The sequence below is a fragment of the Microvirgula aerodenitrificans DSM 15089 genome (assembly GCF_000620105.1).
GTDB classification, from domain to species: domain Bacteria; phylum Pseudomonadota; class Gammaproteobacteria; order Burkholderiales; family Aquaspirillaceae; genus Microvirgula; species Microvirgula aerodenitrificans.
This window is the reverse complement of the sequence record NZ_JHVK01000004.1, coordinates 116914-133757: the sequence shown is the minus strand read 5'-3', so window position 1 is coordinate 133757 and position 16844 is coordinate 116914. Positions and strand designations below refer to the sequence as shown.

At 65.4% G+C, this 16844-nt stretch carries 15 protein-coding genes; 11 read left to right on the top strand and 4 right to left on the bottom strand.

All coding sequences use genetic code 11. The features are described 5' to 3' along the window. Positions 1-83: 83 nt before the first annotated feature. The 11 genes from Q352_RS0106090 (at position 84) to Q352_RS0106040 (ending at position 14432) form a co-directional block, all read left to right on the top strand. On the top strand, positions 84-2240 hold the full coding sequence (locus Q352_RS0106090) for a UvrD-helicase domain-containing protein (protein ID WP_028498571.1): 2157 nt from the start codon (positions 84-86) through the stop codon (positions 2238-2240). Positions 2241-2247: 7 nt separating this feature from the next. Then, complete coding sequence (locus Q352_RS0106085; protein ID WP_028498570.1) at positions 2248-3963, top strand: response regulator; 1716 nt, start codon at positions 2248-2250, stop codon at positions 3961-3963. Continuing rightward, the gene (locus Q352_RS0106080) at positions 3951-4661 is read left to right on the top strand and encodes a LytR/AlgR family response regulator transcription factor (RefSeq protein ID WP_028498569.1); all 711 of its coding nucleotides are present in this window, start codon (positions 3951-3953) and stop codon (positions 4659-4661) included. Before Q352_RS0106085 ends, Q352_RS0106080 begins: the two co-directional genes overlap by 13 nt. Before the next feature lie 168 nt (positions 4662-4829). Further along, the gene (gene htpX, locus Q352_RS0106075; protein WP_028498568.1) at positions 4830-5696 is read left to right on the top strand and encodes a zinc metalloprotease HtpX; all 867 of its coding nucleotides are present in this window, start codon (positions 4830-4832) and stop codon (positions 5694-5696) included. Positions 5697-5975: 279 nt separating this feature from the next. Next, entirely contained in the window at positions 5976-7214 is a 1239-nt protein-coding gene (rsmB, locus tag Q352_RS0106070; protein WP_028498567.1) for a 16S rRNA (cytosine(967)-C(5))-methyltransferase RsmB, read from the top strand. A 10-nt stretch (positions 7215-7224) separates the two neighbouring features. Then, the gene (locus Q352_RS0106065) at positions 7225-7833 is read left to right on the top strand and encodes a DUF4390 domain-containing protein (RefSeq protein ID WP_036385479.1); all 609 of its coding nucleotides are present in this window, start codon (positions 7225-7227) and stop codon (positions 7831-7833) included. Continuing rightward, complete coding sequence (locus Q352_RS0106060; RefSeq protein ID WP_028498565.1) at positions 7833-9950, top strand: sensor histidine kinase; 2118 nt, start codon at positions 7833-7835, stop codon at positions 9948-9950. Before Q352_RS0106065 ends, Q352_RS0106060 begins: the two co-directional genes overlap by 1 nt. After that, complete coding sequence (locus tag Q352_RS0106055) at positions 9929-11200, top strand: sigma-54-dependent transcriptional regulator (RefSeq protein ID WP_028498564.1); 1272 nt, start codon at positions 9929-9931, stop codon at positions 11198-11200. Before Q352_RS0106060 ends, Q352_RS0106055 begins: the two co-directional genes overlap by 22 nt. A gap of 54 nt (positions 11201-11254) precedes the next feature. Next, entirely contained in the window at positions 11255-12016 is a 762-nt protein-coding gene (locus Q352_RS0106050) for a HesA/MoeB/ThiF family protein (RefSeq protein ID WP_028498563.1), read from the top strand. A gap of 100 nt (positions 12017-12116) precedes the next feature. Continuing rightward, positions 12117-13235: a glutamate 5-kinase gene (proB, locus tag Q352_RS0106045; RefSeq protein ID WP_028498562.1), complete on the top strand. Its 1119-nt coding sequence runs from the start codon at positions 12117-12119 to the stop codon at positions 13233-13235. Between the two features lie 132 nt (positions 13236-13367). After that, positions 13368-14432, top strand: coding sequence for an ABC transporter substrate-binding protein (locus Q352_RS0106040; RefSeq protein WP_028498561.1), 1065 nt, complete (start codon positions 13368-13370; stop codon positions 14430-14432). Between the two features lie 61 nt (positions 14433-14493). Here the strand turns inward: Q352_RS0106040 and Q352_RS0106035 are convergent, their stop codons facing one another. The 4 genes from Q352_RS0106035 to Q352_RS22195 all read right to left on the bottom strand — a co-directional run bounded on the left by Q352_RS0106035 (position 14494) and on the right by Q352_RS22195 (position 16826). Beyond that, positions 14494-14985, bottom strand: a complete 492-nt coding sequence (locus tag Q352_RS0106035; RefSeq protein WP_028498560.1) for a peroxiredoxin family protein — start codon at positions 14983-14985, stop codon at positions 14494-14496. A gap of 29 nt (positions 14986-15014) precedes the next feature. Then, entirely contained in the window at positions 15015-15422 is a 408-nt protein-coding gene (locus tag Q352_RS0106030) for an acyl-CoA thioesterase (RefSeq protein ID WP_028498559.1), read from the bottom strand. A gap of 107 nt (positions 15423-15529) precedes the next feature. Further along, entirely contained in the window at positions 15530-15907 is a 378-nt protein-coding gene (locus tag Q352_RS0106025) for a hypothetical protein (RefSeq protein ID WP_028498558.1), read from the bottom strand. 61 nt (positions 15908-15968) lie between these two features. Further along, positions 15969-16826: an energy transducer TonB gene (locus Q352_RS22195; RefSeq protein WP_156952483.1), complete on the bottom strand. Its 858-nt coding sequence runs from the start codon at positions 16824-16826 to the stop codon at positions 15969-15971. Between the last annotated feature and the right edge of the window lie 18 nt (positions 16827-16844).

Below are 16844 nucleotides of genomic sequence, written 5' to 3'. Positions count from 1 at the left end.
GTTTGAATACAAGCGCAGCGCGTCGGAGGGCAATCGCTTGATAGAATGGGCCCAAATTACCTAATCCATGGCTAAGCAGACAGATGAACTCCGAATTTCTGGCCGGTCTGAACCCGGCGCAGCGCGAAGCGGTGACGACCCCGCATTCCGCACTGGTGCTGGCCGGCGCGGGCAGCGGCAAGACCCGTGTCCTGACCACGCGGATCGCCTGGCTGATCCGCGAGGGACTGGCCAGTCCGGCCGGCATTCTCGGCGTGACCTTTACCAACAAGGCCGCGCGGGAAATGCAGACCCGTCTGACTGCCATGCTGCCGGTCAACCCGAAACAGATGTGGATCGGCACCTTTCACGGGCTGGCCAATCGCCTGCTGCGCCTGCATCACCGCGACGTTGGCCTGCCGGCGACCTTCCAGATCCTCGACAGCCAGGACCAGCTCGCGGCAATCAAGCGGTTGCTGAAGACGCTGCAGCTGTCGGATGAGACCTACCCGCCGCGCCAGGTGATGTCGTTCATCAACGGCAGCAAGGAAAAGGGGCTGCGGGCGGACCGCTTTGCGCCGGCCGATCACTTCGAGGTCAAACTGACGGAAATCTGGCGGGAATACGACCGCCAGTGCCGGCGCGAAGGCGTGGTCGACTTTGCCGAGCTGCTGCTGGCCTCGTACGAACTGCTGTCCGGCAACACCGCACTGCGCCAGCATTACCAGAGCCGCTTCCGTCATATTCTGGTCGATGAATTCCAGGATACCAACCGCCTGCAGTACGCGTGGCTGAAATGTTTTGCCGGCGACGACAACACCGTGTTTGCCGTCGGTGACGACGACCAGTCGATCTACGCGTTCCGCGGCGCCGAAGTCGGCAATATGCGCGACTTCCTGAGCGACTACGCGGCCGGCGAGCCGATCCGGCTTGAACAGAACTACCGCTCGACATCGCGCATCCTGGCCGCCGCCAATGCGGTGATCGCCAACAACCGGGGCCGGCTCGGCAAGACGCTGTGGACCGATGCCGGCGAAGGCGAGCAGATCCGCGTCTACCGCGGCTGGAGTGATGGCGAGGAAGCCGAATTCATCGCCGAGGAGGCGCGGGCGCTGAAGCGCGAAGGCGTGTCGCTGGCCGACGTGGCGGTGCTGTATCGCAGCAACGCCCAAAGCCGGGCGCTCGAGCACGCGCTGTTCCAGGCCGGGCTGTCGTACCGGGTCTATGGCGGGCTGCGTTTCTTCGAGCGCCAGGAAATCAAGCATGCGCTGGCCTACCTGCGCCTGCTGGCCAACCCGGCTGACGACAATGCGCTGCTGCGCATCATCAACCTGCCGGCGCGCGGTATCGGTGCCCGCACGGTGGACGGCATCCAGATGGCGGCCCGCGACAGCGGCGACAGCCTGTGGCAGGCCGCCTGTCAGGTCGGGGGCCGTGCGGCGGCCAGCGTTGGCCGTTTTGTGCTGCTGATCGAAGAACTGCGCACCGCGGCCGACACACTGGGCTTTGCGGAGCTGGTCAGCCACGTGATCGACGCCAGCGGCCTGACCGCGATGTACCAGGCGGACAAGGACGGTAGCGAACGGCTGGAAAACCTGAGCGAACTGGTCAATGCCGCCGTGTCCTTCGTCCCGGACGATCCGGCACAGGCGATGGTCGAATTCCTTGCCCACGCGTCGCTCGAATCGGGTGACCACGAGGCCGCCGCCGGCGAGGAGGCGATCACGCTGATGACCGTGCATGCGGCCAAGGGGCTGGAGTTCGACAGCGTGTTCCTGACCGGGCTGGAAGAGGGACTGTTCCCGCACGAGCAGAGCTTTGCCGATCCGGACGGGCTGGAGGAAGAGCGAAGGCTGTTGTATGTCGCCATTACCCGCGCCCGCCGCCGGCTGACCTTGAGTTATGCTCAGACCCGCATGCTGCACGGACAGACACGCTATCCGCTGCCATCGCGCTTTCTGGACGAATTGCCCCCCGAACTGCTGCATCCGATCAATATCGAACCGGTCGTGCGCAAGCCGGTCGAAACGGCCGCCCCGTGGGCACCGACCGGGCGCAAGACGCGCACACCGGTCAGGACAGCCGCCCCCGAATGGGTCGGCGGTTTCCGGGTCGGCCAGACCGTGACTCATCCGAAATTCGGCCTGGGTGTCATTACCGACGCCGAGGCTGGCGGTGGCGAGTCGCGGGTAGAAGTGAATTTTCAGGACGCAGGACGTAAATGGCTCGATCTGCGCTACGCCAAACTGTCCGCTGTGTGAGATCCCTATGACCGATGACAAGCCCAACCGAAACAACGCCAGCTACCAGTCCATTTCCAGCGTCAAGGCGGCCAAGATCGCGCCGCGCGACGACAATCTGTACGCGAAGAAGCTGTTCCTGATTATCGACAACGTGCCCGAGATGCAGCGGGCGGTGTCGATGACCCTGTCGACCTTCGGCGCCAACAAGGTCGAGTACGCGACGCGGATCTCGGATGCATTCAACAAGCTCGGCCGCTTCGACTTCGATGTGGTGCTGTGCGACTACGACCTCGGCAACGGCTATGACGGCCTGCACCTGCTGGAGGAAATCCGCGAGCGCAACCTGATCAAGCAGTCTTGTGTGTTCATGATCGTGACCGCCGAGGCCCGCATCGAGCGGGTGGTCAGCGCGGCGGAACTGTCGCCGGATGCCTATCTGCTGAAGCCGTTTACCGGCGAGCAGTTGCGGGTGCGGCTCGAACGGGCGATGCGTCGCCGCGATGCGCTGCGCGTGGTCGACCAGTCGATCATGAAGGACGAGTACCTGAGCGCGATTTCCGAATGCGACAAGCGCATTGCCGCGCGCGATGAATTCCTGCTCGACTTCATGAAGCTGAAGGGCTCGCTGGAACTGAAGATCGGCGACTATCTCGGCGCGCAGAGCCTGTATCGCGACGTGCTGAAGATCAAGGCGCTGCCGTGGGCCAAGCTGGGTCTGGGCAAGACGCTGGTGTCGACCCGGCAGTACGACCAGGCGCGCGAGCTGTTCGAGGAAGTGCTCGAGGAAAACTCGCGCGTGATGGAGGCCTACGACTGGCTGGCGCGCATCTACGAAGCCAAGCACGACACGGCCAACGCCAAGAATACGCTGGCGACCGCGACCGACCTGTCGCCGGTGGTGGTGCGCCGGCAGAAGAAGCTTGGCGAGGCGGCGATGCAGGATGGCGACTTCGCCACCGCGCAGCAGGCGTTTACCCGCACCATCGACCTGGCCAAGTATTCGACCTACCGCTGTCCCGAGGATTATGCCGCGCTGGCGCGGGCGCAACTGGCGTCGAACGACGGCAAGGCCGCGCAACAGACCGTTGCCAATCTGCGGCGCGAATTCCGCAATGACCCGGTTGCGAACTGGGTTTCGACCGTGGTCGAGAGCGAAGTGGCGACCCAGGCCGGCCAGCCGCATCGCGGTCGCGAACTTCTTGATGACGCAATCGAAAAATATCGCGATCTGTCGCCTATGCTGAATGAAAACGCGCGTCTGGAACTGGTTCACGCCTGCTACAAGAGCGGGCGGGAAGACGCTGCGGTTCACGTGGTGCAGCAGATGGTGAAGAACAACCATGACGACGAGTTGCTGCTGGAACGGATCGAACAGGTTTTCAATCAGGTTGGTCGTCCGGAAGCAGGCAAGCAGCTGATTGCAGAGAATGTCCAGTCGGTCGTTGATCTCAACAACGAAGCAGTCCGGCTGGCGCAGTCCGGTGAAATCGAGGAAGCGGTGGCCCTGTTCAACAAGGCGGTGGACGAATTGCCGTCCAATTCGCAAATCATGCTGAACGCGGTCAACGCCATTCTCGCTTTCGTTCACCGCAAGGGCTGGCACGAAAGTCATGTGGCGAGGGCGCACGAATTACTCGAACGCGCCCGCCGGGCCGACCCCGCAAACGTCAAGTTCCAGCGCCTGCTTGTTGCCTATCGAAATCTCATCGAAAAGCACGGCAAAACCCAATGGATGCTCTGACCGCAATCGTTATTGACGATGAACCCCAGGCCCGCGAGCGGTTGACCCTGCTGTTGGCGGAGGCCGGTGTCGATGTGGTGGCGACACTGGCCGACGCCGGCGCGGCGCTTGACTGGCTGGGCAGCAACGGCAATCGCGCCGATGCCGCCTTTGTCAATGTCCAGATGCCACGAATGGATGGCGTCACCCTGGCCGGCAAACTGGCGGCGCTCCCCCATCCCCCCGCGATTGTGTTCGCGTCTTCCCAGCCACAGCCGCCTGCGTTCGCTGTCGACGGCCTGACCGTCGACCATCTGCTGAAGCCGGTGCGGCGCGACCGCCTGGCCGCCGTGCTGGCGCGGCTGATGTCGCGCCCGTCGTCCCCGGCGGGCGGCGCACCGGGGCACTTCAGCGTGATCGAGCGTGGTCATGTCAGACTGGTGCCGATCGAATCGGCGCTGTATCTGAAAGCCGAGCTCAAATACGTGACCCTGCGCACCCTGACCGGCGAGCACCTGCTCGACATGCCGCTGACCCAGCTCGAGGAAGAGTATGGTGACGCCGTGGTGCGCGTGCATCGCAACTGCCTGGTACTGCGGCACGCCATTGCCGGATTCGAGCGCAATACCGACGGCGCCTGGTATGTGATGCTGAACGGCTCGCCCGAGCGCGTGCCGGTCAGTCGCCGGCAGCAGTTCGTGGTCAAGCTGTTCCGCTGATCCGTTCCGGCTCTAAGTGTGACTTAAGCGCCCGGATCAAGAATCAGGAGCCGGCAGATCCGGTTTCCGGCAGGGCGTTCCGCTCCGCAGCCCGGGACCGGGGCTTGAAATCCTGCCCGGTCGACAGCATTCAATACCGGAGATATCCGGCACGGAGAAAAGTCCACAATGAGCAACAACTGGTTGAAAACCACCATTCTGATGGCAGGGATCATGGCACTGTTCATGGTCGTCGGCGGCGCCATCGGCGGCCGGGGCGGCATGCTGATTGCCTTCCTGGTCGGCGGCGGCATGAACCTGTTCGCCTACTGGAATTCCGACAAGATGGTGCTGCGCATGTACAACGCGCACCAGGTCGACGCCAGCACCGCGCCCGAATTTTACGGCATGGTGGCGGAACTGGCGCAGCGCGCCGGGCTGCCGATGCCCAAGGTCTACATCATCGACGAGGAGCAGCCGAACGCGTTCGCGACCGGCCGCAATCCGGAGAACGCCGCCGTGGCGGCCACCACCGGCATCCTGCGCCTGCTCGACTATCGCGAACTGCGCGGGGTGATGGCCCATGAACTGGCTCACGTCCGCAACCGCGACACGCTGATTTCGACCCTGTCCGCCTCGGTGGCCGGTGCGATCTCCGCCCTGGCCAATATGGCGATGTTCGCGTCGATCTTCGGCGGCCGTGACGACGAGCGCGGTTCCAACCCGATCGTGATGCTGCTGGTGTCGATCCTGGCGCCGATCGCCGCATCGCTGATCCAGATGGCAATTTCCCGTACCCGCGAGTTTGGCGCCGACCGCGGTGGTGCCGAAATTTCCGGCGATCCGCTGGCGCTGGCTGCCGCGCTGCGCAAGATCGAGTACTACGCGCAGGGGCGCTTCATGCCGGCGGCGGAGGCCCATCCGGAAACCGCGCAGATGATGATCATCAACCCGCTGGCCGGTGGCAGCAGCATCAGCGAGCTGTTCCGTACCCACCCGCAGACCGACGAGCGCATTGCCCGCCTGGAAGCGATCGCGCGCGGCGACTGGTCGTGACTGCCATCGCGCCGTATAATCCAAACTATTGATTATGAAAGCAGCCACGGGCAACCGTGGCTGTCAGACTGCTGATGGAGATGAGCACCGACGGCGACAGTGGCGTCGGTGCATGCCCGACTGACAGAAAAAGTCGTGACTGCGGCAGTCTGCCCGATTGGGTCCGGCTCCCTCCGCCCTCGCCGCCGCGAGGGGACCTCGCTACGCTCGTCCGTTCTTCGTGGCGAGGCTTAATGAACAACCTGGCAGCCACGGGCAACCGTGGCTGTTTCTTTTGCCATGTACCAGAATCAGCTGCTCGCCGCCCGGATCCTCGACACGACCCTGGACGGTCACAATCTCAACGACGTGCTCGGCCGGCTTGCCGCCGGGGTCGACGGGCCCGAACGCGCCCAGTTGATCGACCTGACCCATGGCGCGCTGCGCCGTTACGGCAGTCTGCGCGCCCGCCTCGACCGGCTGCTGTCGCGACCGCTGACCGAGCCGCTGATCGACCGGCTGCTGATCGTCGCGCTGTACCAGCTGGAAGCGACGCGGGCGGCGCCGTACGCCGTGGTCGACCATGCGGTCCGTGCCGCCGAGAAACTCTCGCCGCGGCTCAAGTCGCTGGTCAACGCGGTCCTGCGCAATGCGCAACGGCGCAAGGACGAGCTGGATGCCGAGCTGACGCGCGACCCGGTCGCCTTCTGGAACCACCCTGAATGGTGGATTGCCCTGGTGCGCCAGGCCTGGCCGCGTGACTGGAAGAAAGTGCTCGACGCCGCCAACCAGCATCCGCCGATGACGCTGCGGGTCAACCGGCGCCAGATCAGTGCCGATGGCTACCTGCATGAACTGGCCGATGCCGGTATCGAGGCCGAGTCGCTGGGCGGCGATGCCGTGCGCCTGCTGCGGCCGGTGCCGGTGGACCGCCTGCCGGGTTTCCAGAGCGGACGGGCCTCGGTACAGGACGCGGGCGCCCAGCGTGCCGGCAGCTGGCTGGACGTGACCGACGGCATGCGCGTGCTCGATGCCTGCGCCGCGCCGGGCGGCAAGACCGGTCAGTTGCTGGAATGCCACACCCTGGATCTGGTGGCGCTGGACCACGACAGCGAGCGCCTGCGCCGGGTGACCCAGAACCTCGAACGGCTGTCGCTGCAGGCGACGCTGGCGACCGGTGACGCGGGTGCGCCGCAGGGCTGGTGGGATGGCCGGCCGTTCGACCGCATCCTGGCCGATGTGCCGTGCTCGGCCTCCGGCGTGGCACGCCGTCATCCGGACATCAAGTGGAACCGCCGCTCGAACGATATCCGCGCCTTTGCCGCAACGCAGCGCCGCATCATGGACGCGCTGTGGGGTCTGCTCGCCCCGGGTGGTAAAATGCTTTACGCTACCTGTTCGATTTTCCCGGGGGAAAACCGCGAACAGATCGACGCGTTCCTTGCCCGTCATGACGACGCCGGCCTGGAGGGCGACGAGCAACTGCTGCCCGACTCCGACCATGACGGTTTCTATTACGCCAGGATCGCCAAGCGCTGAAAGGCTTTGCATGTCCCGTGGCCTTGCGCTACTCCTGACCCTGTTTCTTTCGCTCGCGGCGCTGATGCCGCTGGCGGTTCACGCCGCCGATCCGGCGCCGGTCGAATCCAGGATCGCGCAACTGGTCATCAGCGATGGCGCACTGGCCGTCAACAGCCGTTTTGCCCTGCACCTGAACCCGACCCTGTCCGATGCGCTCGAACAGGGTGTCATGCTGACCTTTCGCCTCGATTTCGAACTGACCCGCCCACGGACCACCGCCTGGTGGCGCTCGCTGGGCGACTGGTTCGAGCCGACCGCCACCCAGCGCTACCGGCTGTCCTGGCACCCGCTGACCCGGCAGTACCGCGTCGGCATCGGCCAGGGCAACCTGTACCTGAGTTTTGCCCGGCTTGACGACGCCCTGGCCATCATCGGCTCGGCGCGCAGCTGGCGTGTGCTGCCACGCTCGGTCGTCGGTCGCTCGCCGCTGAAAGACTTCGCCGGTCGCATCCGGCTGACGCTCGACACCACCCGGCTGCCGAAGCCGTTCCAGCTGAACATCATCAAGTCGAACGACTGGGCGCTGGATTCGGACTGGATTCCGCTGACCAGCGGGCAGGGCGAAGGAGACGACTGATGCGCCCCTGGCTGATTGCGCTCGGCGTACTCGGGCTGGGCCTGCTGTACCTGCTGGCCATTGCGTCCGGCAGCACGTCGAGCCTGACCGATTACTACTGGTGGATTTTTGCGCTGAACGGGCTGCTGGTGCTGGGGCTGGTGGCGGTGCTGGGGCGCGAGCTGTGGCGCATGCGCCGTGCCGTGCGCGAACGCGTGTTCGGCGCCAAGCTGACGCTGCGCATGACCAGCATGTTCGCGCTGGTGGCGGTGCTGCCGGGCATTCTCGTGTTTACCATGTCGGTCCAGTTCCTGAACCGCAGCATCGAAAGCTGGTTCAACGTCCAGGTCGAAAGTGCGCTGGACCGCGGGCTGAACCTCGGCCGCTCGGCGCTGGATGCGCTTCTGGCCGATCTGGCCGCGCGCAACAGCGTGGCCGCCCGCGAACTGGCCAACGCCACGCCGGCCCTGCAGGCCGAACGGCTGGACCGCCTGCGCTCACAGCTGGGCATTCGCCAGCTGGCGCTGTTCGACAGCCGCGACCGGCTGATCGCCTATTCGTGTCCGGACAACAACATGTCGCCGCCTCCGCCGCCGGCGGCGAGTTTTGGCGGTGCGCTGGATGCGACCAGCGAGTGGCGCGGCATCGAGGGCGGCGGCGGGGCGACGCTGCTGCTGAAAGTGGCCCAGCGCATCAACCGCATCGGCTACGGCGATACGGTCACGCTGGTGGCCGTGCAGCCGGCGCCGCAGCAGCTGGCGGTCGATGCCGAGCAGGTCGAAGCGACCCGGGCCGATTACCGCAAGCTGGTGCTGGCGCGGGACGGGCTGAAGGAGTTCTACCGGCTGACGCTGTCGCTGACCCTGCTGCTGTCGCTGTTTGCGGCCGTCGGGCTGGGGGCATTGCTGTCGCGCCGGCTGTCGGCACCGCTGTCGGCGCTGGCTGCCGGCACGCGGGCGGTGGCCCAGGGCGACTTCTCGCGCCAGCATCCGATCTACCGCCGCGACGAGCTCGGCATCCTGACCGCGCTGTTCAACCGGATGACGCGGCAACTGGCCGATGCCAAGCAGGCGGAAGAGGCCGCGCGCGAACAGATCGAGGCCAACCGCGCCTATCTGGAACGCATCCTGGCCGCGCTGTCGAGCGGCGTGCTGGCCTTCGATGCCGACCTGCGGCTGACGGCTGCAAACCAGAGCGCGTCGCGCATTCTCGACTGGGACCTGAACATGCTGGCGCTGACGCCGCTGCCGGAATGGCTGGCGTGGGCACCGGCGCTGGAAGCCTTCGTGTCGTCGGTCTACTCGAGGCTGGACCGTGACGAAAGCGACTGGCAGCAGCAGATCGAACTCAGCGACGGCCGGCTGCTGCTGGTGCGCGGCGGCCTGCTGCCGGATGGCGCCGGGCGGGTGGTGGTCTTCGACGAAGTGACCGATCTGGTCCGTGCCCAGCGCGATGCGGCCTGGGGCGAGGTTGCCAAGCGGCTCGCCCACGAGATCCGCAACCCGCTGACACCGATCCAGCTGTCGGCCGAACGGCTGGCGATGAAGCTCGGCAACAAGCTCGATGCGCACGACGCCGATTTCCTGCAACGCTCGACCGATACCATCATCAAGCAGGTGGCGGCGCTGAAGGGCATGGTCGACGCCTTCCGCGACTACGCGCGCGCGCCGGCCAGCCGGATGGCGGCCACCGACCTGAATGCGATCGTGCGCGAAGTGATGATGCTGTACGAATCCAACCCGTCGGTACGGATGGATCTCCACGACGGCGAACTGCCGATCCTGGCCGATGCCGCCCTGCTGCGCCAGGTCATACACAATCTGGTCGTGAACGCGCAGGATGCCACGCTTGACGTTGCCGAGGCGATCATAGAAATTAGGACGTTCATTGCAGATCAACAAGTTGTGATGACGGTGACCGACAATGGCGCCGGCTTCCCGCCCGAAATCCTGCCGCGCGCATTCGATCCCTATGTCACCAGCAAAGCCAAAGGCAGCGGCCTGGGGCTGGCGGTGGTCAAACGAATCATTGAAGAGCATAAAGGCAGTATCAGTGCCGGCAATGTGTCGCCCCATGGCGCACAAATGCGGGTGATGCTGCCCCTATCGGAGACACCATGCGTAGCAGTGACATCCTGATCGTTGACGACGAGGTCGGCATTCGAGAGCTGCTTTCCGAGATCCTGCTCGACGAAGGCTATACCGCCGCCGTGGCCGAGAACGCCGAAATGGCCCGGCAGTTGCGCAACCAGGTGCGCCCGGCGGCCGTGCTGCTCGATATCTGGATGCCGGATTGTGACGGCGTCACCCTGCTGAAGGAGTGGGCCAAGTCCGGCCAGCTGAACATGCCGGTCATCATGATGTCCGGTCATGCCAGCATCGACACCGCGGTCGAGGCGACCCGCATCGGCGCGTTCGATTTCCTCGAGAAACCGATCGCGCTGGCCAAGCTGCTCAGCACCATCCAGCGTGCGCTGAAGTATGGCGACATGCAGGCGGCGCAGGCGCTGGACCTGAACAAGCTCGGCAAGAGCGCGCCGGTCCAGGAACTGAAAAAGAACCTCGAACGCGTTGCCGCGCTGAAGACGCCGGTGCTGCTGTCCGGCGAGCCGGGGGTCGGCTTCGAGCTGGTCGCGCGCTTCCTGCATGCGCAGAATACGCCGTGGGTCACGGTCGCCAAGCCGGAGACGCTGGCGGATGCGCCGCTCGACCTGCTGCAGAAAGCCAACAACGGCGTGCTGTGGCTGGGCGACATTGCCTACCTGAACAAGAAGGCGCAGCAGGGGCTGCTGTTCCTGCTGTCCAAGCTTGATCGCTACAACGCTCGCGTGGTCTGCGCCTGCAGCCGGCCGCTGTCCGACCTGCTGGTCGATCCCGAGTGCGACAACCGGCTGCTGACCACGCTGGCCAGCGTGATCGTGCCGATTCCGGCGCTGCGCGAGCATGCCGAGGATATTGTCGATCTGGCCAACCAGATCGTTGCCGAACTGGTCGAGAGCAAGCAGACCCCGCTGAAGCGCTTTACCACGGCGGCGCTGAACGCGTTGCGCCAGTACGAGTGGCCGGGCAACCTCGAACAGCTCAAGGGCATCGTCAAGAGCCTGGCGCTGACGGTCGAGGACGACGAGATCGACGCGCCCGACGTCCTGCGCGTGCTGTCGCAGTTCAAGGTCGAGAAGCCGATCGAGGAGCTGGGCTTTGACTTCAACCTGCCGCTGCGCGAGCTGCGCGAACAGATCGAGCGTCGCTACTTCGAGCATCACATCTCGCTGGAGAAGGGCAATATGAGCCGCGTGGCGCAGAAGGTCGGGCTGGAACGCACCCACCTGTACCGCAAGCTCAAGCAGCTCGGCGTGCGCTTCCAGCGCAAGGTGGTCGAGGAAGCCTGACCCTCCGCCGAATGGCGGACTGCGCCAGACGGCAAAACCCGGCACAATCCCGGCATGGACGACACGCAACTGATCCGCTATTCGCGGCATATCCTGCTGCCCGAGATCGACATCGATGGCCAGCAGCGCCTGCTCGACAGCCACGCCCTGATCGTCGGTGCCGGCGGCCTCGGCAGCCCGGTGGCGCTGTACCTGGCCGCCAGCGGCATCGGCACCCTTACCGTCTGCGATGACGACGATGTCGATCTGACCAATCTGCAGCGCCAGGTCGCGCATGCGACCGACCGCATCGGCGTCAACAAGGCCGCCAGCGCGCGCCAGCGCATGCTGGAGCTGAACCCGGACATCGTCGTGCACGACGTGGCCGAGCGGCTCGATGGTGCGGCGTTGCTGGCGCGGGTGGCGGCAGCCGACATCGTGCTCGACTGCTGCGACAATTTCGCCACCCGGCATGCAGTCAACCGTGCCTGCGTCGCCACCGGCACGCCGCTGGTTTCCGGCGCGGCGGTGCGCTTCGACGGCCAACTCGCAGTGTTCGACTACCGCCAGCCCGACATGCCGTGCTATCACTGCCTGTTCCCGGACGAGGGCGATGCCTCCGACGGCCCGTGTGCGCTGTTCGGCGTGCTGGCGCCGCTGGTCGGGGTCATCGGCAGCCTGCAGGCGATGGAGGCGATCAAGCTGCTGGCCGGCATTCCGTCGGAGGCCGTCGGCCGCCTGCAGCTGCTGGACGGCAAAAGCGGTGAATGGCGGCGCATGCGGCTGGTCCGCGACCCGGCCTGTCCGGTCTGCGGCACACAGGCTGCCGTTCCTTGATCTGGTGGCCTACAACCGGCGCGCCGAACGCGCGATAATCGGCACTTCATTGCGGCGGCTGGCTTGACCGGACCGCCGTTCGTCTTGTCTGGAGAATTACATGCAGTCGGTCATTCACGCCGCCACGCGCATCGTGGTCAAGGTCGGTTCGAGTCTGGTTACCAACGATGGCGCAGGGCTGGACCATGCCGCGCTGGATCGCTGGGCCGGGGAAATCGCCGACCTGATGCGGCGTGGCAAGGCGGTGGTGCTGGTCAGTTCCGGCGCGGTCGCCGAGGGGGTCAAACGCCTCGGCTGGAACGCCCGCCCGACGGCGCTGCACGAGAAGCAGGCCGCCGCCGCCGTGGGCCAGATGGGCCTGTGCCAGGCCTATGAACAGGCGTTTTCCGCCCACAACCTGAAAACCGCCCAGGTGCTGCTGACCCATGAGGACCTGACCCACCGTACCCGTTATCTGAACGCGCGCTCGACACTGAACACGCTGCTGGCGCTGAACGTGGTGCCGATCATCAACGAGAACGACACCGTGGTGACCAGCGAAATCCGCTTTGGCGACAATGACACGCTGGGCGCGCTGGTGACCAACCTGATCGAAGCCGATGCGCTGGTGATCCTGACCGACCAGCGCGGTCTGTACACCGCCGACCCGCGCAGCAACCCGGCGGCCGAGTTCGTCCATGAGGGGCAGGCCGGCGACCCGGCGCTGGAAGCCATGGCCGGCGGCGCCGGCAGCAGTGTCGGCACCGGTGGCATGCTGACCAAGATCCTCGCCGCCAAGCGCGCCGCGCGCAGCGGCGCCGCGACCGTGATCGCCAGCGGGCGCGAAGCGAACGTGCTGTCGCGGCTGGCCGATGGCGAATCCATCGGCAGCCAGCTGGTGGCGACCTCGGACCGGATGATCGCCCGCAAGCAGTGGCTGGCCGACCACCTGCGGCTGGCCGGTGCGCTGGTGCTTGACCGTGGCGCCGTGCGCGCGGTGGGCGAGCAGCACACCAGCCTGCTGTCGATCGGCGTCAGCGAGGTGCAGGGCGACTTCCTGCGCGGCGATGCCGTGGCCTGCGTCGACGAGGACGGCAACGAAGTGGCGCGCGGGCTGGTCAACTACTCGTCTGACGAGTCGCGGCTGATCATGCGCCATCCGACCCGCGATATCGAGGCGCTGCTCGGCTATGTCGGTGAACCGGAACTGATCCACCGCGACAACATGGTCAACGTCTGACGCTGCGCCGGACGTCCGATGCAGGCACTGCGGCCGTCTGTTGACGGCCGCGTCGGCATGTCCCCCCGTTTTTCCCACCCACCCCGCCGGCCCGGCCCGCTCCGGGCGATGCCGGCACAGGAGCCCACCATAATGAAGAAGCTCGTTCTCGCCGCCACGATCGTTGCCCTGTCCGGGAGCGCCCTGGCGAGGGATGTGCTGCGCGTTTTCAACTGGAACAACGAAATCGCCCCGGTGACGATCAAACGTTTCGAGGCACAGTGCAAGTGCGATGTGCAGGAAGACTATTACGGCGACAGCGAGGAAATGCTGGCCAAGCTGGCCGCCGGTGCGACCGGCTACGACATGGTCGTGCCGACCACCTATGCGATGCAGGCACTGATCAAGCAGGGCAAGACCCAGCCGCTGGACCGGGCGAAACTGCCGAACTTCGCCAACCTGAATGCCGGCTACCTGAAGCTGAATGCCCCGTTCGACCCGGGCAATGCCGTCGGCGCGCCGCTGCTCGCCAGCATTACCGCCCTTGGCTACAACAGCGAGAAAATGCGCGCCCTCGGCATTCCGACCGACAGCTGGGCAGCGGTGTTCGATCCGAAATACCTGGGCAAGCTCAAGGGACGGGTGACCGTGCTCGACAGCCAGCGCGAGCTGATGAGCGCGGCACTGATGTATCTGGGGCGTGACGCCAACAGTACCAGCCCGGCCGACCTGCAGGCCGCCGCCGCGGTGATCCGCAAGGCCAAGCCGTACTGGGCCGCGTTCAACAATCAGAGCTATATCAAGGAACTGACGGTCGGCAATATCTGGCTGGTGCACGGCTTCACCAACGACTTCTTCCAGGCGATGCACGACGCGAAGGCGGCGAAGCGCAACTTCACCATCGGCTACAACCTGCAGAAGGAAGGCAATATCCTCGGGCTGGACAACCTGGTGATCCTGAAGAACGCGAAGCGTCCGGACCTGGCGCTGCAGTTCATCAACTTCCTGCTGGACGGCAAGAATGCGGCCGATGTGTCCAACATCATGGGGTCGGTCAATCCGAACCGGGCAGCGCTGAGCTACCTGCAGCCGGAGATCAGGGCCAACAAGGTGATCATGGCCGATCCATCCCGCGACAAGCTGGTATTGCTGAAGGATCTTGGTGCAAAGGACCGGCGCGAGCTGAACCGGTTGTGGACCGAAATCAAGGCACGCTGAGACGGGCCTGAGGCCGGGGCACCGACGGCATTCAGCCCGCTGGTGTCCCCGGCAGCGCCGGTCAGGCGGCGATCGCCTGATCGATCAACTGTCTCAGTTCCCTGAAATCGGGTTCGCCGAGATAGCGCTTGATCACCTGGCCGTCCTTGCCGACCAGGAAGGTCGACGGGACCAGCTGGATGCCGCCCCAGGCCTCGGCCAGCTTGCCGTCGCTGTCGAGAACGATCGGGAACGGCAGCTTGTTCTCGGCGACGAAGGTCTTCACGTAGTTGGGCGGGTCGTAGTTCATCGCCACGGCCAGGGTTTCGTATTTTCCCTGCGGTGCCAGCTGCTGGTAGATCTGCCTGAACTCGGTCATTTCCTTCACGCAGCCGGGACAGCTGGTGGCCCAGAAATTGACCAGCACGACTTTGCCTTTCAGCGAGTCGGTCGTCATCTTCCGCGCATCCATCGACGTGTAGGTCACCGATGGCGCAGGATCGCGGCTGGTCAGCGCATAGCCGGCCACGGCCACGACCGCGAGCACCAGGGCGATGGCAATCACCTTCTTCATTCAGCTTCCCCTTGCAGTGGCCGCCGGGTTCAGTCCTCGGCGGCGAGCCGGTCCATCAGGGCGCGGATCTCGCCCTCAATGGTGACGGCACGATTCTGTTTGCTGTCGAACAGGACAAAGGTCACGTCGGCTTCGGCCACCACCGTGTCGCTGCCCTGCAGACGGATCACCTGGCGGATGACGGCCGAGCGGTTGCCGACGTCCCTGACCGAGGTGTCGACGGTCAGGATCTCGTTCATCAGTGCCGGGCGACGGTAGCTGATGTTGATATTGACGACGACGAAGGCCAGACCGGTCTGCATGAAGCCGTACAGATCGGTGTGCACATCGAAGTAGGCCCAGCGCGCTTCCTCGAGAAATTCCAGGTAGCGGGCGTTGTTGACGTGACCGTACAGGTCGAGATGATAACCACGAACCTTTATGTCGGTCTGATGCATCGGAGTCTCCTTTGTCGAATGGCGGGGGGGGGCCGTGCGGCCACGAACGAGTTCAAACGCTCGTTTTCCCGCCATTACAGCACAGTCGGGTTGCCGCCGGGCAAGCCTTATTCGGCGTCCGGCAACTCGATGTCATCGTAGGCTTCGCGTTCCAGCGGCTCATCGCACAGGTCGGTCAGCACCGACGACAGTTCGATCTCGAACCACTGCGAGAACAGGTTCTGCGTGCGCTTTTCCGGCCACAGCGTGTCGTCGGCGCACCAGTCGGCCAGCTCCGCCTCGAAAATGTCCGGCCAGCGCTGCTTCAGTACGGCGCGCAGATCGTCGTAGTCCTCGATGGCCGGCACCAGCAGCGCATTGCTGTCGCGGCGCAGATTGACCAGGTTGACCTCGTCGGCATCGATTTCGAACGGCAGGCCGAGCAGCCAGTCGACGAACGGTTGTCTGGGCTTGACGATGATGACGCTGCGATTGACTTCGTACATGGGGCTCTCCGCAAAACGCCATTGTAAGCGCTGCGGCAACCGGGCTGCGAGAGGGGAACGCTCAGTTTCCGGCTGCGAACTGGTTGTCGCGGGTGAAGTTCCAGCTGCGGATGATGGCCAGCTGGTCGTAGTCGCGGGCCAGTGCCGGCGGGAACGGGGCAAACGGTGCCGCCAGCCGGACGATGCGGATCGCCGCGTCGTCCAGCTCCGGATGGCCGGAGCCGCGCTGGATGCGGACATCGATCAGCGACCCGTCGGCGCGAATGTCGACCCGCAGCTTCAGACGGCCGTAGACCCCCTTGTCACGGGCATCCTGCGGGTAGTTCAGATTGCCGACGCGTTCCATCTTCCGCCGCCAGTCCTCGGCATAGCTGGCGAAGACCGCATCGCGGGTCGTGGCGCTGATGACGGCGCGGCGGGAGGCGGCACCGGCCGCCGGTGGTGCCGCCGTGTCACTGTCTGCCCGCGCCAGTGCCCTGGCGTCGGCCAGCAGGTCGCCGGTAGTGAACGAGGGGGTGCCGGTTCGCGGTGTTGCCTGGTGTGCCGGAACGTGACGCGATGGACGGGGTGCCGGCTCGCTGGCAGGGATGTCGGCGGTCTCGGGTCTGGTGCGGGGGGCTGGTTCGCGGACCGGGCGGTCGGCTTTGGCTTTCGGTGCGTCATGGCGCCGCTGTGGCGTGCTGTCCGGCCTGACCGTTGCCGGCGCCGGCGGCGCGGCGACGGTGGCGCGAACCGGCTTGTCGTGCGCTGCGCCGGCGCTCAGCACGACTTCGAGCGGCACCGGGTCGGCCGGCAGCGGCAGTGCCGGCTGCCAGCGGATGCCGATGACAATGGCCACATGCACGGCAAACGACACCCCCACCGCCAGCCAGAGCGGCGCGTGTCGGGGCGATGAGTCGTAGGTGAGATCCGGGTGCACGATGGTCGGGACGTCCTT

Excerpts from the sequence above, each read along its gene's own strand:
- Q352_RS0106090 (WP_028498571.1), top strand. The coding sequence starts at position 84 with ATGAACTCCGAATTTCTGGCCGGTCTGAACCCGGCGCAGCGCGAAGCG.
- Q352_RS0106085 (WP_028498570.1), top strand. The coding sequence starts at position 2,248 with ATGACCGATGACAAGCCCAACCGAAACAACGCCAGCTACCAGTCCATT.
- Q352_RS0106080 (WP_028498569.1), top strand. The coding sequence starts at position 3,951 with ATGGATGCTCTGACCGCAATCGTTATTGACGATGAACCCCAGGCCCGC.
- htpX (WP_028498568.1), top strand. The coding sequence starts at position 4,830 with ATGAGCAACAACTGGTTGAAAACCACCATTCTGATGGCAGGGATCATG.
- rsmB (WP_028498567.1), top strand. The coding sequence starts at position 5,976 with ATGTACCAGAATCAGCTGCTCGCCGCCCGGATCCTCGACACGACCCTG.
- Q352_RS0106065 (WP_036385479.1), top strand. The coding sequence starts at position 7,225 with ATGTCCCGTGGCCTTGCGCTACTCCTGACCCTGTTTCTTTCGCTCGCG.
- Q352_RS0106060 (WP_028498565.1), top strand. The coding sequence starts at position 7,833 with ATGCGCCCCTGGCTGATTGCGCTCGGCGTACTCGGGCTGGGCCTGCTG.
- Q352_RS0106055 (WP_028498564.1), top strand. The coding sequence starts at position 9,929 with ATGCGTAGCAGTGACATCCTGATCGTTGACGACGAGGTCGGCATTCGA.
- Q352_RS0106050 (WP_028498563.1), top strand. The coding sequence starts at position 11,255 with ATGGACGACACGCAACTGATCCGCTATTCGCGGCATATCCTGCTGCCC.
- proB (WP_028498562.1), top strand. The coding sequence starts at position 12,117 with ATGCAGTCGGTCATTCACGCCGCCACGCGCATCGTGGTCAAGGTCGGT.
- Q352_RS0106040 (WP_028498561.1), top strand. The coding sequence starts at position 13,368 with ATGAAGAAGCTCGTTCTCGCCGCCACGATCGTTGCCCTGTCCGGGAGC.
- Q352_RS0106035 (WP_028498560.1), bottom strand. The coding sequence starts at position 14,985 with ATGAAGAAGGTGATTGCCATCGCCCTGGTGCTCGCGGTCGTGGCCGTG.
- Q352_RS0106030 (WP_028498559.1), bottom strand. The coding sequence starts at position 15,422 with ATGCATCAGACCGACATAAAGGTTCGTGGTTATCATCTCGACCTGTAC.
- Q352_RS0106025 (WP_028498558.1), bottom strand. The coding sequence starts at position 15,907 with ATGTACGAAGTCAATCGCAGCGTCATCATCGTCAAGCCCAGACAACCG.